A 568-nucleotide genomic window follows, 5' to 3' on the forward strand; every position below is an offset into this window, starting at 1 on the left:
TATCTAGTTTTCAAGGATCAACCCCAGTCTTTCGACCGGAAGATTATCATATCATGTTATAATCTGCAGTTCAACCTGCAATTTATGGAAGTGATATGAAGATTATGGTGGAGCCAAGGGGGATCGAACCCCTGACCTCCTGCGTGCAAGGCAGGCGCTCTCCCAGCTGAGCTATAGCCCCATAATTTCACTCCAAAAGTGAAGTATGGCTTCGAGATTTACGATTACTTTCCGTATACCCCGACACTTACCTTATGAAGTTAGTATTTATATGGTGGGCCCTAGTGGACTCGAACCACCGACCTCACCCTTATCAGGGGTGCGCTCTAACCAGCTGAGCTAAGGGCCCATATAAAATACGCTTGGCGACGTCCTACTCTCCCGGGACCCTTCGGTCCAAGTACCATCGGCGCTGGAAGGCTTAACGGTCGTGTTCGGTATGGGTACGCGTGGAACCCTTCCGCTATCGCCACCAAACGTATTTAAGGTGAAAGAATTGATCTTTCAAAACTGACCAACGAGTGAGTTGGTTGACTTCAATGAAGTCTGTACAATGACTTGCGCCATC

Annotated in this window: 2 tRNA genes and 1 rRNA gene; all 3 read right to left on the reverse strand. The window is 48.2% G+C overall.

Annotated elements, in window-relative coordinates:
* Positions 1-105: 105 nt before the first annotated feature.
* The 3 genes from ABEW73_RS33690 to rrf all read right to left on the reverse strand — a co-directional run bounded on the left by ABEW73_RS33690 (position 106) and on the right by rrf (position 477).
* Positions 106-181: transfer RNA gene (locus tag ABEW73_RS33690), tRNA-Ala, on the reverse strand.
* Positions 182-272: 91 nt separating this feature from the next.
* Positions 273-349, reverse strand: a tRNA-Ile gene (locus tag ABEW73_RS33695).
* An 11-nt stretch (positions 350-360) separates the two neighbouring features.
* Positions 361-477 (reverse strand): 5S ribosomal RNA (gene rrf / locus ABEW73_RS33700).
* Between the last annotated feature and the right edge of the window lie 91 nt (positions 478-568).

The sequence above is a fragment of the Paenibacillus lautus genome (assembly GCF_050482385.1).
GTDB classification, from domain to species: Bacteria; Bacillota; Bacilli; order Paenibacillales; family Paenibacillaceae; genus Paenibacillus_AQ; species Paenibacillus_AQ lautus_B.